Source organism: Corallococcus sp. CA049B (assembly GCF_003611685.1).
Lineage (GTDB): Bacteria > Myxococcota > Myxococcia > Myxococcales > Myxococcaceae > Corallococcus > Corallococcus coralloides.
This window is the reverse complement of record NZ_RAWC01000175.1, coordinates 1-19,426: the sequence shown is the minus strand read 5'-3', so window position 1 is coordinate 19,426 and position 19,426 is coordinate 1. Positions and strand designations below refer to the sequence as shown.

General features: G+C 69.1%; 16 protein-coding genes. 1 reads left to right on the top strand and 15 read right to left on the bottom strand.

The annotated features are described in order from the left end of the window. The coding region (locus tag D7W82_RS29190; protein ID WP_147439610.1) for a non-ribosomal peptide synthetase at positions 1-4,379 on the top strand (4,379 nt) is incomplete at its 5' end. Between the two features lie 87 nt (positions 4,380-4,466). On the opposite strand, the gene D7W82_RS29185 is transcribed toward D7W82_RS29190, so the two are convergent. From D7W82_RS29185 to D7W82_RS29115, 15 genes are all read right to left on the bottom strand, one after another. Next, positions 4,467-5,261 carry a DedA family protein gene (locus tag D7W82_RS29185; RefSeq protein ID WP_120621473.1) on the bottom strand — a complete coding sequence of 265 codons (795 nt, stop codon included), beginning with the start codon at positions 5,259-5,261 and terminating at the stop codon, positions 4,467-4,469. A 306-nt stretch (positions 5,262-5,567) separates the two neighbouring features. Continuing rightward, entirely contained in the window at positions 5,568-6,038 is a 471-nt protein-coding gene (locus D7W82_RS29180; RefSeq protein ID WP_014397012.1) for a cyclic nucleotide-binding domain-containing protein, read from the bottom strand. Between the two features lie 32 nt (positions 6,039-6,070). Continuing rightward, positions 6,071-6,586, bottom strand: a complete 516-nt coding sequence (locus D7W82_RS29175) for a gamma carbonic anhydrase family protein (RefSeq protein ID WP_120563250.1) — start codon at positions 6,584-6,586, stop codon at positions 6,071-6,073. A 36-nt stretch (positions 6,587-6,622) separates the two neighbouring features. Then, positions 6,623-8,008, bottom strand: coding sequence for a tRNA (N6-isopentenyl adenosine(37)-C2)-methylthiotransferase MiaB (gene miaB / locus D7W82_RS29170; RefSeq protein WP_120621472.1), 1,386 nt, complete (start codon positions 8,006-8,008; stop codon positions 6,623-6,625). Between the two features lie 73 nt (positions 8,009-8,081). Continuing rightward, a complete protein-coding gene (locus D7W82_RS29165; protein ID WP_120621471.1) occupies positions 8,082-8,597 on the bottom strand; it encodes a hypothetical protein in 516 nt (171 codons plus the stop codon). Between the two features lie 37 nt (positions 8,598-8,634). Then, positions 8,635-10,032, bottom strand: coding sequence for a VWA domain-containing protein (locus D7W82_RS29160; RefSeq protein WP_120621470.1), 1,398 nt, complete (start codon positions 10,030-10,032; stop codon positions 8,635-8,637). Positions 10,033-10,038: 6 nt separating this feature from the next. Further along, positions 10,039-11,334 (bottom strand): class I SAM-dependent RNA methyltransferase, encoded by a 1,296-nt coding sequence (locus tag D7W82_RS29155; RefSeq protein ID WP_120621469.1) that lies wholly within the window; start codon positions 11,332-11,334, stop codon positions 10,039-10,041. A 39-nt stretch (positions 11,335-11,373) separates the two neighbouring features. Next, positions 11,374-11,766 carry a TIGR02266 family protein gene (locus D7W82_RS29150; protein ID WP_120621468.1) on the bottom strand — a complete coding sequence of 131 codons (393 nt, stop codon included), beginning with the start codon at positions 11,764-11,766 and terminating at the stop codon, positions 11,374-11,376. Positions 11,767-11,841: 75 nt separating this feature from the next. Then, the gene (locus tag D7W82_RS29145) at positions 11,842-12,504 is read right to left on the bottom strand and encodes a CoA transferase subunit B (protein WP_014397005.1); all 663 of its coding nucleotides are present in this window, start codon (positions 12,502-12,504) and stop codon (positions 11,842-11,844) included. A 3-nt stretch (positions 12,505-12,507) separates the two neighbouring features. Further along, positions 12,508-13,209, bottom strand: coding sequence for a CoA transferase subunit A (locus D7W82_RS29140; protein ID WP_120621467.1), 702 nt, complete (start codon positions 13,207-13,209; stop codon positions 12,508-12,510). A 16-nt stretch (positions 13,210-13,225) separates the two neighbouring features. After that, positions 13,226-14,407 carry a thiolase family protein gene (locus D7W82_RS29135; protein ID WP_120621466.1) on the bottom strand — a complete coding sequence of 394 codons (1,182 nt, stop codon included), beginning with the start codon at positions 14,405-14,407 and terminating at the stop codon, positions 13,226-13,228. 148 nt (positions 14,408-14,555) lie between these two features. Then, complete coding sequence (locus D7W82_RS29130; protein WP_120552356.1) at positions 14,556-16,262, bottom strand: 30S ribosomal protein S1; 1,707 nt, start codon at positions 16,260-16,262, stop codon at positions 14,556-14,558. A 271-nt stretch (positions 16,263-16,533) separates the two neighbouring features. Then, positions 16,534-17,679 carry an acyl-CoA dehydrogenase family protein gene (locus D7W82_RS29125; RefSeq protein WP_120621465.1) on the bottom strand — a complete coding sequence of 382 codons (1,146 nt, stop codon included), beginning with the start codon at positions 17,677-17,679 and terminating at the stop codon, positions 16,534-16,536. A gap of 16 nt (positions 17,680-17,695) precedes the next feature. Then, complete coding sequence (locus D7W82_RS29120) at positions 17,696-18,148, bottom strand: AgmX/PglI C-terminal domain-containing protein (RefSeq protein ID WP_120621464.1); 453 nt, start codon at positions 18,146-18,148, stop codon at positions 17,696-17,698. Between the two features lie 10 nt (positions 18,149-18,158). Next, the gene (locus D7W82_RS29115; RefSeq protein WP_120621463.1) at positions 18,159-19,301 is read right to left on the bottom strand and encodes an acyl-CoA dehydrogenase; all 1,143 of its coding nucleotides are present in this window, start codon (positions 19,299-19,301) and stop codon (positions 18,159-18,161) included. Positions 19,302-19,426: the final 125 nt, after the last annotated feature.

Sequence of the window (19,426 nt, the reverse complement as noted above, 5' to 3'; positions counted from 1 at the left end):
ACACGGAAGGACTGCGCGAGCACCTGCGCCGGCACCTGCCGGAGTACATGGTGCCGTCCGCCTTCGTCACCCTGCCCGCCCTGCCGCTGACGCCCAACGGCAAGGTGGACCGCAAGGCGCTGCCCTCACCGGAGGCGCAGTGGCGCGCGGCGCGCTCGTACGAGGCCCCGGCGACCCCCGCGGAGGTGGCCCTGGCCTCGCTGTGGGAGGAGCTGTTGAGCGTGCCCGTGGTGGGCCGCAACGACCACTTCTTCGAGCTGGGCGGTCACTCGCTGTTGGCCACGCAGCTGGTGTCCCGCATCCGAGCCCGCTTCGGCGTGGACGTGGGCGTCCGGGCCCTGTTCGAGTCCCCCACCGTGGCGGCGCTCGCCCAGCGGCTGCCGGACGCGCCGGAGGCCAGCGCCCTGCCGCCGCTGCGTCCAGCGACGAGCCCTGGTCCGCATCCGCTGTCGTTCGCGCAGCAGCGGCTGTGGTTCATCGATCAGCTCGACCCGGGCAGCGCGCTCTACAACATGCCCACGGCGTTGCGCCTCTCCGGCGCGGTGGACGTGCCCGCGCTCCAGCAGGCCTTCGACGCGCTGGTGGAACGCCACGAAGCGCTGCGCACCACCTTCGAAGCGCACGACGGTGAACCCCGTCAGCACGTGCACCCTGCCCCCACCGGAGTCCTGTCGGTGGTGGACCTGACGGGCCTGCCCGGCGACGTGAAGGAAGCGGAGTCCGTAAGGCTCGCGAGCGAGGACGCGCTGAAGCCCTTCGACCTCGCCACGGGCCCGCTCGCGCGGCTCACGCTGCTGAAGCTGGGCGAACAGGAACACGTGTTGCTCCTGTGCCTGCACCACGCCATCGGCGATGGCTGGTCCATGGGCATCCTGGTGCGCGAAGTCACCGCGCTCTATGAGGCCTTCCGGCAGGGCCACGCCTCGCCGCTGGCCCCGTTGCCGGTGCAGTACCCGGACTTCGCCGTCTGGCAGCGAGGCTGGCTCCAGGGCGAAGTGCTGGATGCGCAGCTCGCCTGGTGGATGCAGCAGCTGGCCGGAGCCCCGCAGGCCCTGGCTTTGCCCACAGACAAGCCGCGTCCGCCCCAGCGTTCCGCCCGGGGCGCGACGTTCCCGGTGCGCCTGTCGCAGCCGTTGAGCGAGGCGGTGGAGGCGCTGGCCCAGGCGGAGGGCGCCACGCCCTTCATGGTGTTGCTGGCGGCCTTCCAGACGCTGCTGCACCGGTACTCCGGTCAGGAGGACCTGCTGGTGGGCACCTCCATCGCGGGCCGGCGTCACGCGGAGACGGAGGGCCTCATCGGCTTCTTCGTCAACACGCTGGTGCTGCGCGCGCGGTTCGACGGTCGGCCGTCGTTCCGGAAGCTGCTCGCGCAGGTGCGCACCACCACGCTGGGCGCGTACGAGCACCAGGACATCCCCTTCGAGCGGCTGGTGGAGGCCGTGCAGCCCGCGCGCGACCTGTCGCGCACGCCGCTCATCCAGGCCCTCTTCGCGCTCCAGAACATGCCAGACGCGGAGGTGCGCCTGCCGGAGCTGACGCTGCGCCCGGTGGAGGTGGACCTGCCCACGACGAAGTTCGACCTGGACCTGACGCTGAGCCGCACCGAGCGAGGCTTCGAGGGCGACCTCTCCTACGCCACGGACCTCTTCGAGCCCGCCACGGCCCGCAGGCTGTCCGAGCACCTGGTCCAGCTGCTGGAGGGCGCCACCGCGAAGCCCGATGCCGCGCTGGACGCCCTGCCCCTGCTGACGGCGGAGGAGCGCCAGTGGGTGCTGGAGGAGTGGAGCGGAGAGACCGCCCGCTTCGAGTCCGACCTGTCCTTCCACGCTCGCTTCGAACAGCAGGTGACGCGCACGCCGAAGGCGCCCGCCGTGGTGATGGGCGACACGACGGTGTCCTTCCACCAGCTCAACGTGCGCGCGAACCAGCTGGCGCATTACCTCCGCTCGCTGGGCGTGGGCCCGGACGTGCCGGTGGCCTTCTGCCTGGAGCGCTCGCCAGAGGCCATCGTCGCCATCCTGGGGATCCTCAAGGCGGGTGGCGCCTACGTGCCGCTCGACCCGGCGGCCCCTGAAGCGCGGAGGGCCTTCATCCTGGAGAACAGCGGCGCGGCCGTGCTGCTGACCACCCAGGCGCAGGTGGCCGTGTGGCAGCCGGCGGTGCGGCACGTGGTGCGGCTGGACGCGGACGCGCGGCGCATCGAAGCGTCCTCGCCGGCCAACCCCCGAGTGGCCACGCGGCCGGAGCACCTGGCGTACGTCATCTACACGTCGGGCTCCACGGGCACGCCCAAGGGCGTGATGATCCAGCACCGCTCGCTGGCGCACCTGCATCGGTCGCTGACGGAGGCCTGCTACACACAGGCGCCCAAGGTCATGCGGGTGAGCCTCAACGGACCGCTCTACTTCGACGCGTCCGTGACGCAGCTGCTGTTGATGGCGGACGGCCACTGCCTGTGCCTCGTCCCGGAGGCCGTGCGGCAGGATCCGGAGGCGATGCTCGCGTGGTTGGAGCAGCGCCGCATCGACGCGCTGGACTGCACGCCGTCGCTGTTCAAGCTGCTGCTGGAGGCAGGCTTCCTGGAGCAGACCCACGTGCCGTCCATCTGCTTCATCGGCGGTGAGGCGATGGACGAGGTGACGTGGCGCACGCTCGCGGCCACGCACCGCACGAGGGCCTACAACGCCTACGGCCCCACCGAGGGCACCGTGGCGTCCACCACCGAGTGCATCCAGATCACCGCGCAGCCCACGCCCGTCATCGGGCGGCCCATGCTCAACGTGGGCGTGTACGTGCTGGACGCGAACCTGAACCCCGTGTCCGTGGGCGTCCCCGGCGAGCTGTTCATCTCGGGCGAAGGCCTGGCGCGCGGCTACCGGAACCGGCCAGACCTAACGGCGGAGCGCTTCATCCCCCACCCGTTCAGCACGGAGCGCGGAGCCCGCCTGTACCGCACGGGCGACCGGGTCCGCTGGAAGCAGGACGGCGCGCTGGACTTCATGGGACGCGTGGACTTCCAGGTGAAGCTGCGCGGCTACCGCATCGAGCCGGGCGAAATCGAGGCCGCGCTGCGCACGCACCCGGGCATCCGCGACGCGATGGTGTTCGTGCGCGCGGACATGCCTGGAGTGCAGCGGCTGGTGGCGTATGTGGCGCCGGAGGTGGACACCGCTCCGCTCCGAAGCCACCTCCAGCGCTCGCTGCCGGACTACATGGTGCCTGCGGCCTACGTCGCCCTGCCCGTCCTGCCGCTGACGCCCAACGGCAAGGTGGACCGAGCGGCGCTGCCCGCGCCGGTGGACGAAGCCCCGAACCCCGAAGCGAGGGTCGGCCCCAGGGACGAACAGGAAGCGATGCTCGAGCGCCTCTGGGCCGAAGCCCTGGGCGTGTCCACCGTGGACGTGCGCACCAGCTTCTTCGAACTGGGCGGGCACTCGCTGCTGGCGGTGCGGCTGATGGCGGCGGTGCACCGGGAGACGGGCCGGAAGCTCCCGCTGTCGGCGCTCTTCCAGGCCCCCAGCGTGGAGCGGTTCGCGGTCCTGCTGGGTGAGGCCGAGCCGGAGGAGCCGAAGCCCTTCACGCCCCTGGTGCCCTTCACGAACAAAGGCACCGGCACGCCGTTCTTCTGCGTGCACCCGGTGGGAGGCAACGTGCTGGCCTACGCGGAGCTCGCGCGGAGGCTGGGACCGGATCAGCCCTTCTATGGCCTCCAGGCCCGAGGCCTCGACGGCACGGACCAGCCGCTGGACACCGTGGAGGCCCTGGCCGCCAGCTACGTGCGCGAGGTGCGGAAGGTCCAGCCCCACGGCCCGTACCACCTGGGCGGCTGGTCCCTGGGCGGCGTCATCGCCTACGAGATGGCGTACCAGCTCCGCGAAGCAGGTGAAGCGGTGGAGCTGGTGGCGATGCTCGACTCGTACGTACCGGAGACGGTGCCGGACTCGGAGCCGGACCTGGACCGCGCGCTGGCGGTGGGCCTGTTCGCGCAGGACCTGATGGGCGTGTCGCTGGCGGACCTGGACGTGGACGCGGCGGAGCTGGAGCCCGAAGCGGTACTCACGAAGGTGCTGGAAGCCGCGGCCCAGGCCGGAGCCCTGCCGCCCGGAGTGGAGGCCACGTCACTCTTCCAGGTCTTCGAGGCGAACCTCGAAGCGGCCCGGCGCTACCACCCGCCTGCGATGGAGCAGCACGTGCTGCGCATCCACGCGGAGGAGCGGGACGAGACGCGCACGCCCGACGGAGGCTGGGCGGCGCTGGTGGGCGAGCAGCTCGAATCGCACGCGCTGCCGGGCACCCACCACACGCTGCTGCGCGAGCCGACGGTGCAGTCCGTGGCGGAGCTGCTGGCGAAGGCCCTCCGCGACGCAGGGCAGGAGTGACGCAACCCCACAGGCCCGCAACGAAGAACCCCGCTCCCTCTCGTCGAGGGGGCGGGGTCCGTGAACCACGTCACCGCTGCACGGTGACTACTTGTGCGCGTTCAGGTCCGGCTCGGACGCGGGCGCCTTGTCGGCGGGCACGTCGAAGAAGGCGCCGGGGCTGGCCGCGCGCGTGGGCGACATGCTGTTCTCCAGCGTCTCCGGCACGGAAGGCAGGGCCACCTGCGTCACCTGCTCCTTGGCGGCGGCCTCGACCTTGAGCTTCGCGTTCTTGCGGCGGCGGTACAGGAAGTAGCCCACCGCCAGCACCGCCAGCGACCCCAGCACCACGACCTGGCCGTCCTTCAGCTTGCGGATGACCATGTCCAGCTCGCCACCGAAGTGGAACCCGAGCCACACGAACACCGGCGCGGACAGCAGCGCCGCCAGGCCGTCCCAGAAGATGAAGCGCCAGTAGGACATGTGCACGGATCCCGCGGTGAAGTACGTCACCGCGCGCACGCCCGGCATGAAGCGCGCGATCATCACGATCTTCTGGCCGTGCGTGACGAAGAGCGACTCCACCTTCGCCCGCTTCTCCGGCGTGACGATCTTGGAGAAGAACCCCCCACCCTTCGCCCCCGGGTCGCGCCCCAGCTTCGTGCCCAGCCGGCGCCCGGCCAGGTAGATGAGGCTGTCACCCACCAGGATGCCGAAGAACCCCACCGCCATCATCACCGGCAGGTTGGCCGCGCCCTTGTGCGCCAGGAACCCACCGAGGATGAGCGAGATGTCCTCCGGCAGAGGCACGCCCAGCCCGCACGCCACCAGGATGGCGAACACGGACAGGTAGGCGAAGAGGCCCTGGGAGCTACCGAGCAGGTTGGTAAGCAGTTCTTCCACGCGTCGTTCCGTCCAATCACTTCCCGAAGGGCCGCTCGGCAACCACCCGGGCTGGCCCGTCCATCACCCAGCCATCAACCGGGTGCGGCAGTTGAAAACTCCGGCCGTCCAGCTTCCCACCTCAAGCGCCCGCGCCACATCACGAAAGCCGTCGGCCGTATGTCTACCCACACCCACGGTGTGCGACAGCCTGGGAGGCCGGAGGGGCTCCAGGCGAGCACAGTAACCACCTCGGGTGCGGGTGGCAGGACCGTTCGTCCTTCCGGCCTCCCGGCATGAGCCCGGCGCCACCTGTCCGACAGCCAGTCAGCTTCCCGGGGCCCGCGCCACCAGCGTGCGCAGCATGTCCCGGTTGTCCCGGGCCTTGGCGCCGAAGTGGCTGACGATGCCCATCAACAACTTGATGCAGGCCTGCGGCTTCTGCGCCAGCAGCTTCTGGAAATCCGCCGCGCGGATCTCCAGCGCCAACACGTCCGTCTGCGCCGTGGCCGAGCACAGCCGCTCGCCCTTCTGCACGAGCGCCAGCTCGCCCAGAGGCTCACCGGCGGTCACCTCGCCCAGGGGCACGTCCTCGCCCGAGGGGCTCCGGGCGCTCAACCGCACCGTGCCCTCACCGACGATCAGCAGCGAGTCCCCCGCCTTGCCCTCGGTGAACAGGGCCGTCCCCTTGGGGTAGGCGCGCGACACGGCCGCCGCCGCGAAGATGGAGATGCCGGTGTCGGTGAAGCCCTTGAAGAGCGGACAGGCCTTCAGGGTCGTCTCGGGGGCGAGCGCCATGGGGTGTTCCTAACACGCACAGCGCGGCCGCGTCAGCGGCTGGCGCGGTGTTCGGCGGCGGTGTGCACGTAGTGGAGGGCGGACTGCACCAGGAACTCGCGTTCGCCGTCGTGGATGGGGCGCTTCACCTTGCCGGGCGAGCCCACCACCAGCGACCCCGGGGGAATCTTCGTCCCGGGCGTCAGCAGCGTGCCCGCGCCGATGATGCAGTCGTCCCCCACCTCCACGCCGTCCATCAGGATGGCGCCCATGCCCACCAGCACCCGGTGGCCCACGACGCACCCATGGAGGATGACCCGGTGGCCCACCGTGCAGTCGTCTCCCACCGTCGTCGAGTCACCCTGGCTGGTGACGTGGATCATGGTGAGGTCCTGGATGTTGGTGCGCTTGCCGATGCGGATGGAGTTCACGTCCCCGCGCAGCACGGAGTTGAACCAGATGGACGAGTCCTCGCCCAGCTCCACATCGCCCACCACCTGGGCGGAGTCCTCGATGAAGCAGCTCGGGTGGACGCGGGGGGACACCCCGCGAAACGGCTTCAACGGCATGGTGGCACCTCCGACGGCGTGACAGCGGCGGAGGCGTCAGGCCTCCGCCGGGACATGCAACGGCACGGGCAGCTCCACCGCCGGCGGCGCCACGGTGGGGGCCTGGAGCACCACCACCTGCTTGCCCGCGAGCTGGTTGGGCGTGGCGCGCTCCACGTGCACCTTCACGATGGAGCCCGCGGGAGCGTCGCCCTCGAAGTTCACCGTGCGGTTCTCCGGCGTGCGGCCGAAGCGCTTGGTGGCGTCGTAGCGCGAGCGGCCCTCCACCAGCACCTCCACGTCCAGGCCCACCTGCGCCTGGGTGTACTCGCCGCTGATGCGCCGCTGCAGCTTCTGGAGCCGCTCCAGCCGGGCCACCTTCACCTCGTGCGGGATGGGGCCCCAGTCCTTCTCGCGCAGCGCGGCGCCCGTCTTGGGGCGCGGGCTGTACACGAAGGAGAACTGGTTGTCGTACTTCACCCGTTCGGTGAGCTGCATCGTCATCTCGAACTCTTCCTCGGTCTCACCGGGGAAGCCGACGATGATGTCCGTGGTGATGGCGATGCCGGGCCGCGCGGCGCGCAGCTTCTCCAGCCGCTCCATGTACTGCTCGACGGTGTAGTCGCGGCGCATCATCTTCAGGATGCGGTCGCTGCCGCACTGCACGGGCAGGTGGAAGTGCGGGGCGATCTTGGGCTGCACGCGGAACGCTTCGATCAGCTCGTCCGACAGGTCATGCGGGTGGCTCGTCGTGAAGCGCACGCGCTCGATGCCCGGCACCTCCGCCGTGCGCAGCAGCAGCTGCGCGAAGCTGATGCCGCCCTGGTACGAGTTGACGTTCTGGCCGATGAGCGTGACCTCCCGCAGGCCCACGCCCGCCAGGTCCGCGACCTCGGTGAGCACGTCCGGGAAGTTGCGGCTCACCTCGCGGCCACGGGTGTGCGGGACGATGCAGAACGAGCAGACGTTGTCGCAGCCCTTCATCACGGTGACGAACTCGGTCACCTTGCCGCGAGACGTCTCCGCGTCGGCGCGCGGGAAGACGTACTCCTCGGAGTCCACGAAGGCCGTCTCCACCACGCGCTCGCGGGCGTCCTGCACGCGGGCAATCACTTCCGGCAGCTTCGCGATGTTGTCCGGGCCGAAGACGAAGTCCAGGTACGGGACCTTCTTCAGGAGCTTGTCCTTCTCCTGCTGGGCCACGCAGCCGCCCACGCCCAGGATGGCGCCCCGGCTGGCCTTCACGGCGCGGTAGCGCCCCAGCGCGGACAGCATCTTGTCCTCGGCCTTCTCCCGGATGGAGCAGGTGTTGAGGATGATGAGGTCCGCGTTGTCCGGCTCCGGCGTGGGGACGTAGGACATCTTCGACAACGCCTCGCTCATGCGGAGCGAGTCGTTGACGTTCATCTGGCAGCCGAAGGTGTGGATGAAGTAGCGCTTCATGGGTGGGCCTTGAAGGAAAACGGGCCGTTATGGAACGCCCGGACGCGGAATGCAACCGGGCGGGCACGCCGGGTCATCCCCGGCTGAGCACCTTCTGGAGCCGGGTGTGAAGGGCCACCAGTTCCGCCTCGCGCTCCCGGAGCAGGGCCACCGTCTCCACGCCGTACCGCCGGCCCAGGGCGTCCGTCTCCCGCTCCTGCTTCACCAGCTCGTCCTGGACGCGCTTCTTCACCTCGTCCACCTCCGGCCCGGAGCGGGACTCCAGCTCCGTCAGCTTCGAGCGCAGCCGCTGCACGGTCCACCGCCGGCCGCCGAAGGCCCGGAGGACGGCGCTCCCCCACTCTGCCGCCTTCACGTCCAGGCCGCTGGTCTCCAGCGCCGCCTTCGCCGCGCCGGCCATGGCCTCCGGGCTGGCGTCCGCCTCCACGTGCGACAGGAAGGTCTCCTGGTAGCGGACCAGCTGGTCGAGCAGCGCCTTGTCCACCGGCCGGGACGCCATGCGCAGCGTGCGGTCGTCGGCGGCGTCGAAGGCCGGACCGGTCTCCACGTTGGGGACGTCCTGGTAGTCGTCGAAGAAGGACGGGGCCATGGGGGCGCTCCTTTGAGTGAATCGAGCGAAGGGGTTTTCAGACGGGGACGAGCTGTTCCGCGATGCGGGCCAGGTCCGACACGGAGGTGACGACCACGGCCTGGGTGCAGTGCTTCTCGTAGGTGAGCATCTCACTGTCTCCGATGCCCCAGTTGCCCCGGTCCTCGGGGCAGATCCACAGCACGCGCTTCGCCTTGCGCTTCAGGTCCTTCAGGGCCCAGGCGTTGCTCGCGTTGTAGTTGTTGCGGCCGTCGCCAATGATCATCACGGTGGTGCGGCGCGTGATGCTGCCCAGGTGGTCGCGCGTGAAGTCCGCCAGCGCGCGGCCGTAGTTGGAGTTGGAGCTCATGGACACGGTGCGCCCGGCGGTCGCCGCGTCGATGGCCTCGCTCACGTCCAGGTCCTTGAAGAACTGCGTCACCTCGCCCACGTCGGACACGAAGACGAACGAGCGCACGCGCACGAACAGCGACTGCAGGGTGTGCATGAACAGCAGCATCATCCGGGACGCGTTGCGCACGGAGTCGGACACGTCGCAGAGCACCACCAGCTCCGGGCGCTCCGGCCGGCGGGTGCGGAACACGGGCACCATGGGGATGCCATCCCAGGGCATGTTCCGGCGCAGCGTGCGCTGGGCGTGGAGCGACCCGCGCCGGTGCGAGCGCTGCTTGCGGATCATCCGGCTCTTGAGCTTCTCCGCCATCGTGCGGACGGCGGCCTCCATCTGGTCCACCTCCGCCTGCGTGAGCAGGTGCAGCGGCTTCTCCGTGACGGTGTCCGTGCGGCGGCGGATGCGCGCCTCGGACTGACGCTTCACCTCCGCGCGAGCGGCCTCTTCAATCTTGCGCATGGCCGCGGCCACGTGGCGCGAGACGATCTCCACGCCCTCGGCGTGCAGCCCGCGAGCCTTCAGCTCGTCCTCCATCGACTTGAGGTCGGACCGGGCCCGCTCCATGCCCGCGCCCGCGAGCATCCGCCGCGTGAAGAACCCCGTCTGCAGCGGGCTCTCCAGCTGCCCCAGGTCCAGTTGGAGCGACGCCTGACGGAAGATCTGCGCCAGCCGCGCGCGGTCACCCGCGAGGATGGCCTGCGCGAGCGGGGACATCTCCGGCGCCAGCAGGTTCATCTGGTAGATGACCATCTTCAGCAGGTCGCCTTCCAGGTAGCCCTCGTCCTCCAGCTGCTTCGCCAGCGACTTGTCGATGGCCTCGAACGTGCGGGCCGCGCCGGAGAAGAAGAAGTCGAACGCGCGGCGGAACGTCTCCACGTCCAGCTCGCGCTTCACCAGCGTGGTGCGCAGCACGGAGCGGAACAGCCCCCGGTCCTCGAGGCCCACCTCGGCGGTGGCGCGCAGGGCGTCCTGCACCTCGGACGTGCTGACGCGCACGCCGTTCTGGCGGAGGACCTCTGCGAACTCGACGATGCGGGCGTCCATGGCGCGTCAGGCTCCCCGTTCGAACGACATCACCGCTTCCACGTGGTGCGTCTGCGGGAACATGTCCACCACCTGGAGCGCCACGGGCTTGTAACCGGCCTCCACCAGCCCCGCCGCGTCGCGAGCCAGTGAAGCCGGGTCGCACGCCACGTAGACGACCCGGCGCACGTTCAGCGCGCGCATCCACTTCGCCAGGCCCGGCGCCCCGGCCCGAGGCGGATCCGCGAGGCACAGGTCGAACGAACGCCCCTCCGCCACCAGCCCGTCGCACACCTTGCGCGCGTCGCCCTGGACGAAGCGCACGTTGGACACGCTGCCCTCTCGAGCGCTCCGCTGCGCCAGCTCCACGCCCACCGGGGACGACTCCACGCCCAGCACCGGCCCGGCCGTGCCCGCCAGCGGGAACGTGAAGTTGCCGTTGCCGGAGTACAGCTCCAGCACGGAGTCCGTCTCCTTCGCGCCCAGCTCGTACAGGGCCGCCGTGACGAGCCCCACGTTGGCCTCCGCGTGCGCCTGCGCGAACGCATCCGGCCGCAGGTACACCGGCACCTCGGGGCGCAGCGGGGACAGCGAGCGCAGCACCGGCCGGCCGATGAGCCGCGCCGAGCCCTCCTTCGGCACCAGCACCGCGCCCTCCAGCCGCAGCGCGCGCACCGCCGCCTCCGCCGCCTCCAGGTGCCGCGCCGTCACCTGGCCGCTGAGGTTCACCGCGAACGCGGCCTTGTCGCCCTCGGCCAGCAGCAGCACCTCCTCGGTGTCCTTGGCCAGCGGCTTGAGCAGCGGGGCCAGCTTCCCGGGCAGCGCCGTGAGCACGGGCGTGAGCGCGGGGCAGACGTCCACGGGGATGCGCTCGTGCGTGCGCCGGCCGAAGTAGCCGAGCGCCCCCTTCCCCGCCCCATGCAGCACCGCGCGGCGGCGGTAGCCCCAGTCCCGGGGCGCCACCATCAACGGCCGCACCGTGAAGGCCGTGCGCTTCAAGCGGCCCAGGTGCTCCAGGGTGGAGAGGACGATCTCCTGCTTCGCGGAGCGCTGCGCCGGGACGGACAGCTCCAGCCAGTCACAGCCGCCGCACGCGTCGGACAGGACGCAGCGCGACGACACGCGCTCCGCACCGTCCGTCAGCACCTGGCCCAACAGGCCGCGCAGGACCTTGCCCTGGGCCTCCAGGCGCACGCGCACGGTGTCGCCGGGGAAGGCGCCGGGCACGAAGACGGTGCGCCCCTCCCATTGGGCCACGCCTTCGCCCAGCTGGCCCAGCCGTTCAATCGTCAATTCAATGGGGGATTCGGGCAGCGTCGTCATCGCAGGCGCACTCGCGGGGGCCGCCTGGGTGGGGCCGCCCTACTTCCGGGTCGCACTGCCACGCTCGTCCGCCGGCAGGGCTTCCCGCAGGCGCTCCACGAACGCTTCGATGCGCGACCGCTTCTCGTCGTCAACGTCCAGGAACTCCACCGCCATCCCCGGCACCTCGGAGCCCGGCGTCCCCTGGGGGGTGGTGCGGGTCACCTTCCCGGACAGGTCCACCGGGAAGCTGGCGCCCGGCAGCGACACCAACAGACGCACCACCGTGCCCACGGGCAGCGGCTGCGGCGTGTTGATGTAGAGCCCGCCGCGCGACAGGTTCACCGCCCAGTCCGTCACGAAGCCCGCCACCGTGCGGTACGCCACGGGCAGCTCATGGTCGATGCGGTGCGCGCGAGGCGCGGGGACAGGCTTCTCCGAAGTGTCGGACATCAGGTGCTCCGTTCTCCGGGAGACGGTGGCTTCCGTCTCACACGGAGAGACGGAAGCGCACCCTAGCACCCTACTTCAGGCCTGGAACTTCATCTCGCGCAGGTCGGGCGCGATCTTCAGCTTCGGCTCGGTGAGCTGCTGCACCCGTTCCACCGTCAGTCCGGGTGCCAGCTCGCGGAGGACCAGGCCCTCCGGCGTCACGTCGATGAAGGCGTGGTCCGTGACGATGTGGTGCACGCACTTGAGGCCGGTCAGCGGCAGCGAGCACTTCTTCAAAATCTTGGGCTGCCCGTCCTTGTTGGCGTGCTCCATGGCCACGTAGATGCGCTTGGCACCCACGGCCAGGTCCATGGCGCCGCCCATGCCCTTCACCATCTTGCCGGGGATCATCCAGTTGGCCAGGTCACCCTCTTCGCTGACCTCCATGGCGCCCAGCACGGCCAGGTCGATGTGGCCGCCGCGGATCATCCCGAAGGACAGCGCGGAGTCGAAGAAGGCGGAGCCCTTCACCACCGTCACCGTCTCCTTGCCCGCGTTGATGAGGTCTGGATCCTCGCTCCCCTCCTCCGGGTACGGCCCGATGCCGAGCAGGCCGTTCTCCGACTGGAGCACCACCTCCACCCCGTGCGGGATGTAGTTGGGCACGAGCGTGGGGATGCCGATGCCCAGGTTCACGTAGAAGCCGTCCTTCAGCTCCTGGGCGATGCGCTGCGCGATCTGTTCACGAGTCAGGGGCATGGCTCAGGACGCCTTCTTGCGGACGGTCCGCCGCTCGATCCACTTCTGGAGGTTCTGCGCCTGCACGATGCGGTGCACGAAGATGCTCGGGATGTGCACCATGTCCGGGTCCAACTCGCCCGGCTGCACGATGTGCTCCGCCTCCACGATGGTGACCTTGGCGGCCATGCACATCATGGGGGTGAAGTTCCGAGCCGTCTTGTGGAACACCAGGTTGCCCCAGGTGTCCGCCTTCCAGGCGTGGACGATGGCGAAGTCGGCCTTCAGCGGCGTCTCCAGGACGTGGAGCCGCCCGTCGATCATGCGCGACTCCTTGCCCTCCGCCACCTGGGTGCCCGCGCCCGTCGGCGTGAAGAACCCGCCGATGCCGCAGCCCCCGGCGCGGATGCGCTCCGCGAGCGTGCCCTGCGGGTTGAGCTCCACCTCCAGCTCCCCGGAGAGGAACTGGCGCTCGAACTCCTTGTTCTCCCCCACGTAGCTGGCGACCATCTTCTTCACCTGCTTGTTCTGCAGGAGGATGCCCAGCCCCAGCTCCGTGGTGCCGCAGTTGTTGGAGATGATGGTGAGGCCCTTCACGTTCTTCTTGTGCAGGGCCGTGATGAGGTTCTCGGGGTTGCCGCACAGCCCGAACCCACCACTCATGAGGGTGATGTTGTCCGGGATGTCGGCGACCGCCTCATCCGCGCTCGCGTAGACCTTGTTCATGCGGGCGGTGTCCTTTTCAGCGCTCGACCATCAGCGCGATGCCTTCGCCGCCGCCGATGCAGAGCGACGCCACGCCGCGCTTCTTGTCCTGGTCCTTCATCGTCTGGAGCAGCGTGACGAGCACGCGAGCGCCGGACGCGCCAATGGGGTGGCCCAGCACCACCGCGCCGCCGCGCACGTTCACCTTGGACGGGTCCAGGCCGAGGATCTTGTTGTTGGCGAGGGACACCACGGAGAAGGCCTCGTTGATCTCCCAGAGGTCCACGTCCTTGGCCGTCACGCTCTGCTTCTTGAGCAGCGTGTTGATGGCGTCCGCGGGCGCGATGGTGAACTCCACCGGCTTGCGGGCGGCCTGCGCGTAGCCTTTGATGCGGCCCAGGATGGTGCGGCCTTCCGCCTTCGCCTTCTCCTCGCTCATCAGCACCAGCGCCGCGGCGCCGTCGTTGATGGAGGACGCGTTGGCGGCCGTCACGGTGCCGTCCTTCTTGAACACCGGCTTCAGGCCCGGGATCTTGTCCGGCTTGGCGTTCTTGGGGCCCTCGTCCTCGGAGACGGTGGTGAACTCATCCGGCTTCTTGCCGGGGATCTGCACGGGGACGATCTCCGCGGCGAACAGGCCTTCCTTCTGGGCCTGGATGGCGCGGCGCGTGGACTCCAGCGCGAACTCGTCCTGCTGCGCGCGGCTGATGCCCTGGGAGGTGGCGCACTCCTCGGCGCAGTTGCCCATGTGGACGTTGCCGTACACGTCCCAGAGGCCGTCGGAGATCATCGCGTCCTTGAACTCCACGTTGCCCATGCGCGAGCCGCCGCGCATGGTGTGGCTCAGGTACGGCGCGTTGGACATGGACTCCATGCCGCCCGCGACGACGACGTCCGCGTCACCCAGGGCGATGGACTGCGCCGCGGCGATGACGGCCTTGAGGCCGGAGCCACAGACCTTGTTCAGCGTGACGGCCGGGACGGACTCCGGGAGGCCCGCGAAGATGGTGGCCTGACGCGCCGGGGCCTGGCCCACGCCCGCCTGGAGGACGCAGCCCATGATGACCTCCTGCACGGCCTCCGGCTTCACGCCCGCGCGCTCCAGCGCCGCCTTGATGGCGATGGCGCCCAGCTGGGGAGCGGTGAGCTTGGACAGCGCTCCCTGGAAGGAGCCGATGGGGGTACGGGCCGCGCCCACGATGACGACTTCACGAGCCATGGAATTGCCTCCTGGAGAGGGAACCGTCTGTAAAAGAGAAAAGCGCCGGAGAGGCACTTATCACGGCCGCTTTGAGCCGAATCAAATGGAAACGGCCGGGCTCCCACTGGGGAACCCGGCCGCTATTCACGTCAAGACGTTGGGCTGATTACTTCTTCAGCTTGGAGGCCATGACGTCGCCCAGGCGGGCCTTGGACCCTTCGGCCTGCTTGCGCAGGTACTCGCGGTAGTCCTCGCCCTCGCCGATGAGCGCCTTGATGGACAGCGCCACCTTGCGGTCCGGGGTGTTGATGTCGATGAGCTTGACCTCGACCTCCTGGCCCTCCTGCACCACGTCGCGGGGGTTCTCCACGCGCTCTTCCTTCAGCTCGGAGACGTGGACGAGGCCCTCGATGCCCGGCTCGATCTCCACGAACGCGCCGAAGTCGGTGACCTTGGTGACCTTGCCCTTCACGCGGCTGCCCACCGGCAGGCGCTCGGACAGCGTCTCCCAGGGGTCCGGCTGGAGCTGCTTGATGCCCAGGCTGAAGCGCTCGTTCTCGACGTCGATGTTGAGGACCACCGCCTCGACCTCGTCGCCCTTCTTGAACATCTCGCCCGGGTGCTTGATGCGCTGGGTCCAGGAGATGTCGGACACGTGCACCAGGCCGTCCACGCCCTCCTCGACGCCGACGAACACGCCGAAGTCGGTGACGTTGCGGATCTGGCCCTTGATGACGGAGCCGATCGGGTACTTGTCCTCGAGCAGCGTCCAGGGGTTCTGCTCGATCTGCTTCATGCCCAGCGCGATGCGCTTGGCCTTCGGATCGATGTCGAGGACGACGGCCTCCACCGTCTGGCCGACCTCCAGGATCTTGGACGGGTGCTTGAGGCGCTTGGTCCAGGACATCTCGGACACGTGCACCAGGCCCTCCACGCCCTGCTCGATCTCGATGAACGCGCCGTAGTCCGTGATGGACACGACCTTGCCGGCGACGCGGGTACCGACGGGGTACTTCTCGTCGGCGCGGTGCCACGGGTCCTCCTGGATCTGCTTGAGGCCCAGGCTGACGCGCTCCTGCGCGGGGTCGAACTTGAGGACGACGACGCGCACTTCGTCACCGACGTTGAACATCTCGCTGGGGTGACCGATGCGGCCCCAGGACATGTCGGTGATGTGCAGCAGGCCGTCGATGCCGCCGAGGTCGATGAAGGCGCCGTAGTCCGTGAGGTTCTTGACCACGCCCTTGAGGACCGCACCCTCCTTGAGGTTCTTGAGGGTCTCCTTCTTCATCTCCTCGCGCTGCTTCTCCAGCAGCACGCGGCGAGAGAGGACGATGTTGCCGCGCTTCTTGTTGAACTTGATGACCTTGAACTCGAATTCCTTCGAGATGTACTGATCAAGGTTGCGCACAGGGCGGATGTCGACCTGGGAGCCGGGCAGGAACGCCTTCACGCCGATGTCGACGGAGAGGCCACCCTTCACGCGACCGACGATGGTGCCCTTGACGATCTCATCACGCTCGCACGCGGCGGAGATCTCGTCCCAGATGCGCATCTTGTCGGCCTTCTCCTTGGAGAGGACGACCATGCCGGTGTCGTTCTCGCGGCTCTCCAGGAGGACCTCGACGGGGTCACCGGCCTTCACGGTGACTTCGCCGCGGGGGTTGGTGAACTCGGAGATCGGGACCTGACCCTCGGACTTGTAGCCGATGTCCACGATCGCGAAATCCTTCGTCACCTGCACGACCGTGCCCTTGACGATCTCGCCTTCCTTCAGGATTCCGTCGCCGCCACGCTCCTTGAGCGAGGCCTCGAACATCGCCGCGAAGTCTTCGTCACCGCCGTCGATCTGCTGGTTCACGTTCTGCTGCATGAATGGGAAGTCCTTGGAACGGTACAACTGCCCCCTGTTTGAATGGGTGCGCGGCCGCCTGCGGGGAGCGACGGGAGACCGCGGGTGTTCCCTGAATGGGAACGCAAGGCTGGCTGGAAGCCGCGCACCCTAGACACCTGGGTTTACAGGAGTCAAGCGGTGCACCGCCCCAAGTGGAGATCCGTGTTCTATGAACGCCCGGCCGGGTCCGCATCTGTCCTACCCGGCCGGTGCCCCCTGCCCGCTCGCCCTGTGTAGGACAAGCGGAGCGCTACCCCTCGCGCCGGAATGTTTCCCGGGCGATGACCATCCGCTGCACCTCGCTGGTGCCCTCGTAGATGGTCTGCACGCGCGCGTCCCGGAAGTAACGCTCGACCGGGAACTCGTCGATGTAGCCGTAGCCGCCGTGCAGCTGCACGGCCTTGTCCGCGACCTTGTTGCTCATCTCGCTGGCGAAGAGCTTCGCCATGGAGGCCTCGCGGGTGAACGGCTGGCCGGCCTCCTTGAGGGCGGCGGCGCGCAGGGTGAGCAGCTCGGCGGCGTCCAGCTGGGTGCGCATGTCCGCCATCATGAAGCGCGGGGCCTGCAGGTCCGCCACGGCCTGGCCAAAGGCCTTGCGGTCCTTGGTGTAGGACACGGCCGCTTCCAGCGCGGCGCGGCCGGTGCCGCACGCCTGCGCCGCGATGCCAATGCGCCCGCCGTCCAGCGCCATCATGGCCAGGCGGAACCCGTCGCCCTCCTTGCCCAGGAGGTTCTCCGCGGGGACCTCGCAGTCCTCGAAGGTGAGCCCCACGGTGTTGGACGCGCGCAGGCCCATCTTGTCCTCGTGCTTGCCCACGTGGAGGCCCTTGGCGCCGCCCTCCACGATGAAGCAGGACAGGCCCTTGTTGCCGGCCTGGCCCGTGCGGGCCCACACGACGATGACGCCCGCGTAGGCGCCGGAGGTGATCCACTGCTTGCTGCCGTTGAGCACGTACGCGCCGCCGCGCTTCGTGGCGGTGGTGCGCATGGCGCCCGGGTCGGACCCCGCGTGCGGCTCGCTCAGGGCGAACGCGCCGACGATGGCTTCACCGGAGGTGATGCGCGTGACGTACTTCTCCCGCTGCGCGTCGGTGCCCACCGCGTGGATGAGCTCCGCGCACATGTTGGTGACGGCCATGGCCACGGACACGGAGGCGTCCGCGGCGGCCATCTCCATCATGGCCAGCGCGTAGGACACCACGCCGGCCTCCGCGCCGCCGTACCTGCCCGGCAGGTTCACGCCCAAGAGGCCCACCTCGGCCAGGGCCTTGAAGACTTCCGGGTCGAAGCGCTCCTCGCGGTCCGCCGCGCGGGCGTGCGGGGCCACGCGCTCGCGGGCGAACTTGCGAGCGGTGTCACGGATGAGCGTCTGGGTCTCGCTGAGGTCGAAGTTCACGGGCGCGGGTGTCCTGCTACTCGATGGCCTTGAGGTTGAACGGGTACTCGATGGGGTGCTCGCGGCCGTCCGGGGGCTTGGGGAAGTCCATGGACGACAGCACCGCCACCACGCAGTCGTTGAGGCCCGCGTCCTTCAGCGTGCTGCCGTGCTTGTCGATCTTCGCGCTGCGCACGGTGCCTTCGGCGGTGATGGTGAAGGTGGTGCGCAGCAGGCCCTCCACCTTCTTGTCCTTCTCCACCATGTGGTCCTCGTAGCACTCCTGGATCCGAGGCATGTGGTAGGCCATCACCTGGCGGATGGAGTCCGGGGTGAAGGGCAGCCTGCTCACGTCCAGCCCGTCGTCCTTCTTCGGAGCGGGCGTTGCCGGAGCCGTCGCGGCCTTCTTCTTCGACGAGCCCTGGGCGAGCGCCAGCGGAGACGCCAGGCCCAGGGACAGGAACAGCACGGGGAGGAGCGCGCGTTTCATGACCGGGTGACTACTCCTTGAGCAGGTTGGCGGAGATGACGATGCGCTGGATCTCGCTCGTCCCCTCGTAGATTTCGGTGATGCGCGCGTCGCGCACGTGGCGCTCGGCGTCCATCTCCTTGCTGTAGCCCATGCCGCCGTGGATCTGCAGGGCCTTGTTGGCCACGCGGCTGGCCATCTCGCTGGCGTAGAGCTTGGCCATGGCGCTCTCCGGGCTGTGGCGCACGCCCTTGTCCTTCATCAGCGCCGCGCGCCACACGAGCAGGCGGGCCGCGTCGATCTCCATGGCCATGTCCGCGATCATGAACTGGATGGCCTGGTGGTCGCGGATGGGCTTGCCGAACGTCTTGCGCTCACCGGAGTAGCGGACGGCCTCCTCGAAGGCCGCGCGCGCGATGCCCAGCGCCTGGGACGCGATGCCGATGCGGCCGCCGTCCAGGGTGGACATGGCGACCTTGAAGCCCTCGCCCTCCTTGCCCAGGCGGTACTTCTCCGGGACGCGCATGTCCTCGAAGAACATGGAGCAGGACCAGGCGGCGCTGATGCCCATCTTCTTGTCCGGCTCCGCGCGGGTGAATCCCGGCGTGTCGGTGGGCACGAGGAACGCGGTGATGCCCTTGTTGCCCGCTTCCCGGTTCGTCATCGTGATGAGGACGATGGCGTCGGCCTTGGGGCCGTTGGTGATCCAGTTCTTGGAGCCGTTGATGACGTACTCGTCGCCGCGCTTCACGGCGATGGTCTTCTGGGCGGCGGCGTCGCTGCCGGCCTCCGGCTCCGTCAGGCCGAAGCAGCCGATCTTCTGGCCGCTGGCGAAGGGCTTGAGGAACTGCTCCTTCTGCTCCGGGGTGCCGAACTTGGACACTGGGTCGCAGTAGAGCGAGTTGTTCACGCTCATGATCACGCCGGTGGAGGCGCAGCCGCGCGAAATCTCCTCCATGGCGATGGCGTAGCAGACGTTGTCCAGGCCCGCGCCGCCCCACTCCTCCGGCACCGCGATGCCCAAGAGGGACAGCTCCGCCAGCTTCTTCACCGCGTCCGTGGGCCACGCGTGCTGTTCGTCCCACTTGCGGGCGTTGGGGATGAGCTCCTTGGCGGCGAACTCGCGGCACAGCCGCTGGATCTCGCGCTGGATGTCGGTCAGCTCGAAGTTCATGGTGGACCTCCCATAGTACGGGGTCCGCCCCGGGGCTACTCCGAAGACGCCCCTCCCACCCCGGGAGCAGGAATCCGGGTCCCAAAGAACATCGCCAGCGGCACCGTCACGTCGAAGGACACGTC